General features: G+C 64.1%; 4 protein-coding genes. All 4 read left to right on the top strand.

All coding sequences use genetic code 11. The features are described from left to right. A partial coding sequence (locus tag EOA60_RS20330) for a UDP-N-acetylglucosamine--N-acetylmuramyl-(pentapeptide) pyrophosphoryl-undecaprenol N-acetylglucosamine transferase (RefSeq protein WP_164899426.1) occupies positions 1-1,007 on the top strand: 1,007 nt, incomplete at its 5' end. After that, positions 1,004-2,410 carry a UDP-N-acetylmuramate--L-alanine ligase gene (murC, locus tag EOA60_RS20325; RefSeq protein WP_095824922.1) on the top strand — a complete coding sequence of 469 codons (1,407 nt, stop codon included), beginning with the start codon at positions 1,004-1,006 and terminating at the stop codon, positions 2,408-2,410. The genes EOA60_RS20330 and murC, both read left to right, overlap by 4 nt. Next, positions 2,407-3,372 carry a UDP-N-acetylmuramate dehydrogenase gene (gene murB / locus EOA60_RS20320; protein ID WP_095824921.1) on the top strand — a complete coding sequence of 322 codons (966 nt, stop codon included), beginning with the start codon at positions 2,407-2,409 and terminating at the stop codon, positions 3,370-3,372. The genes murC and murB overlap by 4 nt, the downstream gene beginning before the upstream one ends. Before the next feature lie 310 nt (positions 3,373-3,682). Next, positions 3,683-4,448, top strand: a 766-nt coding sequence (locus tag EOA60_RS20315; RefSeq protein WP_164899425.1) for a D-alanine--D-alanine ligase, incomplete at its 3' end; no start/stop codon positions are given.

Below are 4,448 nucleotides of genomic sequence, written 5' to 3'. Positions count from 1 at the left end.
GCCGCGCGGAGCGCTACTCCGGCCACTTTCCCGCCGCCGCGATCCACTCCATCCGCTCGGCGACTTTGGGTTCGAAGAATCCCTTCGCCGTGCTCGCGTCCTTCTGGACGATCTGGCAAGGCGTGCGGCAAGCGGGGCGTGTCATCGCCAGGATCAAGCCCGACGCCGTCGTCGGCTTCGGCGGCTATCCGACATTGCCGCCGCTCTATGCGGCGACACGGCGCAAGGTGCCGACGCTGATCCATGAGCAGAACGCCGTCATGGGACGTGCCAACAAGGCGCTGTCGAGCCGGGTCGATGCGATTGCCGGCGGGTTCCTGCCGGAGGGGGAAAGCGCGGCCGGCGCCAAGACGGTGACCACGGGCAATCCTGTGAGGCCGCAGATACTTGAAGCGGCGAAATCGCCTTATGTCGCGTCGGATGCCAGCGAGCCGTTCCGCTTCCTGGTCTTCGGCGGCAGCCAGGGTGCGCAGTTCTTTTCCGATGCTGTGCCGGCGGCGATAGCGCTTTTGCCCGAAGCGCAGCGCAAGCGGCTGGCGATCACCCAGCAAGCGCGCGCGGAAGACGTGGCGCGAGTGAAGACCGCCTATGCCGATCTCGGCGTCGACGCGCAGGTCTCGCCCTTCTTCACCGATATGGCGGCGCGCATGGCGGCCGCACATCTGGTGATGTCGCGGTCCGGTGCCTCGACCGTATCGGAGATCGCGGTCATCGGCCGCCCGGCGCTGCTGGTGCCTTACCCGCATGCGCTCGATCACGACCAGGCGGCGAATGCCGCGGCACTTGCCGCCGCCGGTGGGGCCGAGGTCCATCAGCAATCGACGCTCTCGGCCGAGCGGATCGCCGCGCTGGTCGGCGGGCTGATGGAGGATCCCGGCCGGCTGACCGCAATGGCTGCGGCTGCCCGCTCGGCCGGAAAACCCAACGCGGCGCGGTTGCTCGCCGATCTGACAGAGGCTATTGCGTCCGGCAAAACGGTTTCCGACTACAGGAGGACGCGCGCATGAAGATGCCGCAGACGATCGGCCTCGTGCATTTCATCGGCATCGGCGGCATCGGCATGAGCGGCATTGCCGAGGTGCTGCACAATCTCGGCTACAAGGTGCAGGGCTCCGACCAGGCGGACGGCGCCAATGTGCAGCGGCTGCGCGACAGGGGCATCGAATGCTTCGTCGGCCACAAGGCCGAGAACATCGGCGAGGCCGAGGTGGTCGTGGTGTCGACCGCCATCAAGAAATCCAACCCCGAGCTCAAGGCGGCGCGCGAGAAACTGCTGCCGGTCGTGCGCCGCGCCGAGATGCTGGCCGAGCTGATGCGCTTCCGCCAGGCGGTCGCCATCGGCGGCACGCATGGCAAGACGACGACCACCTCCATGGTCGCGACGCTGCTCGAAGCCGGCGGGCTCGATCCGACCGTCATCAATGGCGGGATCATCAACGCGTATGGTACCAATGCCCGCATGGGTGACGGCGAGTGGATGGTGGTCGAGGCCGACGAGAGCGACGGTACCTTCCTCAAGCTGCCGGCCGACATCGCCGTCGTCACCAACATCGACCCCGAGCATCTCGACCACTATGGCAGCTTCGACAAGGTGCGCGAGGCCTTCCGCCAGTTCGTCGAGAACGTTCCGTTCTACGGTTTCGGCGTGATGTGCACCGACCATCCGGAGGTGCAGGCGCTGGTCGGCAGCATCGAGGATCGGCGCGTCATCACCTATGGCGAGAATGCCCAGGCCGACGTGCGCTTCGCCAATCATCGCATGGACGGAGCTACATCCGAGTTCGACGTGGTGATCCGCGACCGCAAGGGACGGGGCACGACGACGATCACAGGTCTGCGACTGCCCATGCCCGGCCGCCATAATGTCTCCAACGCGACGGCGGCGATCGCGGTCGCGCACGAGCTCGGTCTGTCCGCCGAAGCCATCAAGAAAGGCCTGTCATCCTTCGCCGGCGTCAAGCGGCGTTTCACGCACACCGGTTCCTGGAACGGCGTCGAGGTCTTCGACGATTACGGCCACCACCCGGTGGAGATCGCGGCGGTGCTCAAGGCCGCGCGCGGGGCCACAAAGGGCCGCGTCATCGCGATCGCGCAACCGCACCGCTTCACCCGGCTGCACGACCTGTTCAATGAGTTTTCCGTCTGCTTCAACGATGCCGACACGGTCATGGTGGCGCCCGTTTACGCGGCCGGCGAGGAACCGATCGAGGGCGTGACCTCGGACGCGCTGGTGTCGCGCATCCGTGCCGGCGGCCATCGCGACGCGCGCTATATCGAAGGCCCGACGGCGGTCGCGCCGGCCGTCCGCGAACTTGCCAAGCCCGGCGACTTCGTCATCTTCCTTGGCGCCGGCAACATCACGCAATGGGCCTATGCGCTGCCCAAGGAACTCTGTGGGGCCCCCTCATGATGCGCGGCCAGGACCTGATCGACAAGCTCGGCGACAAGCTTGCCGGCCTGCGCGGCCGCGTCACGCCCAATACCGAGATGGACAAGATCACCTGGTTCCGTGCCGGTGGGCTGGCGGAAGCGCTGTTCCAGCCGGCCGACGAGGAGGACCTCGCGGCCTTCCTGCGCGCGGTGCCGGAGGAAATCCCGATTACGGTCGTCGGCGTCGGCTCAAACCTTCTGGTGCGCGACGGCGGCATCCCCGGTTTTGTGGTGAGGCTCTCCGCCAAGGGCTTCGGCGAGGCCGAAGTCACCGGATCGACCACCATCAAGGCTGGCGCGGCAACGCCGGACAAGCGTCTGGCCGCCGTGGCTTATGAAGCCGGCATCGGCGGGTTCCATTTCTATCACGGCATTCCGGGCGCTGTCGGCGGGGCGCTGAGGATGAACGCTGGCGCCAATGGCGTCGAGACGCGCGAGCGCGTGGTCGAGGTGCGGGCGCTCGATCGCGCAGGCAATGTCTATACGCTGAGCAATGCGGATATGGGCTATGCCTACCGCCATTCGTCGGCGCCTGGCGGGTTGATCTTTACCTCCGCCATCTTCGAGGGCATCCCGCAAGACAAGGTTGCGATTAAGGCGGCGATGGATGCCGTGCAGAACCATCGCGAGACGGTGCAGCCGATCCGCGAGAAGACCGGCGGTTCGACCTTCAAGAACCCGGAAGGCTCGTCGGCGTGGAAAGAGATCGACAAGGCCGGCTGCCGCGGGCTGATGATCGGCGGCGCGCAGATGTCTCCCATGCACTGCAACTTCATGATCAACACCGGCACGGCGACCGGCTACGATCTCGAATATCTCGGCGAGACGGTGCGCGCGCGGGTGCTGGAAAATTCGGGCATCCGCCTGCATTGGGAGATCAAGCGGCTGGGCAACTTCCGGCCGGGTCACGCGGTGCAGGAGTTCCTGGGCCAGCTTCTTTAGCTCGCTGCGATGTTCAAGTAGTGCTTGAACTTGCGTCGTCGGCGACGCCGTCAAGCGTTACCGCAAAGACTCAACAACACACTTTTCTCGCCCGTTTTCGCGGAAAGTGAATCTCTCGGAATCATAGGTACTTGCCAGGGAATCAACTCTCTGATTCTCTGCTCTAAAGCGTTTCCTGATTTGAGTCGTTTGACGCGTTACCCGCGTTTTCCGTCTGGGGGGCAACCTGCCGGAAGACTCGGACTCAATGTGCGGAAATGTTGCGTGCGGAAATATTGGTTGCAGGCCCGGCGTGAGAGGGGAAGGCGGGATGAAGAAGAAGCATGTGGCTGTTCTCCTGGGGGGATTTTCCTCGGAGCGGCCCGTGTCTCTGTCGTCGGGGAAGGCATGTGCGGATGCGCTCGAGAATGAAGGCTATCAGGTCACCCGCGTCGATGTTTCGCGCGATGTCGGGTCTGTGCTTGCCGAGCTCAAGCCCGATGTCGCCTTCAACGCCCTGCATGGCCCGTTCGGCGAGGACGGCACCATCCAGGGAATTCTCGAATATCTCGGAATTCCCTACACCCATTCGGGTGTGCTCGCTTCGGCGCTGGCCATGAACAAGGAGCAGGCCAAGAAGGTCGCCAAGGCGTCCGGAATTCCCGTCGCGGAATCGAGGGTGGTCAACCGCTTCTCCGTCCAGAACAAGCATCCGATGAAGCCGCCTTACGTGGTGAAGCCGGTCAATGAAGGCTCGAGCTTCGGCGTCGTCATCGTGCACGAGGGGCAGTCGCATCCGCCGCAAGTCATCGGCTCGTCCGAATGGAAGTATGGCGAGATCGTCATGGTCGAGCGCTACATCCACGGGCGCGAGTTGACCTGCGCGGTGATGGGTGACGTGGCGCTTGGGGTCTGTGAAATCATCCCGACCGGTCATTCCTTCTACGACTACGATTCAAAGTACGTCCCGGGTGGATCAAAACACGTAACCCCTGCAAAAATTTCACCGAATATTTACCAAAAAATACAGACACTGGCCCTCAAGCCTCATCTTCCTTTCGGTTCCCGGGGCGTTTTCCGGTCGGACTTCCTTTACG

Origin of the sequence: Mesorhizobium sp. M1A.F.Ca.IN.020.06.1.1 (assembly GCF_004023265.1) — a bacterium.
GTDB lineage: Bacteria > Pseudomonadota > Alphaproteobacteria > Rhizobiales > Rhizobiaceae > Mesorhizobium.
This window is presented reverse-complemented; position numbering and strand designations above follow the sequence as displayed.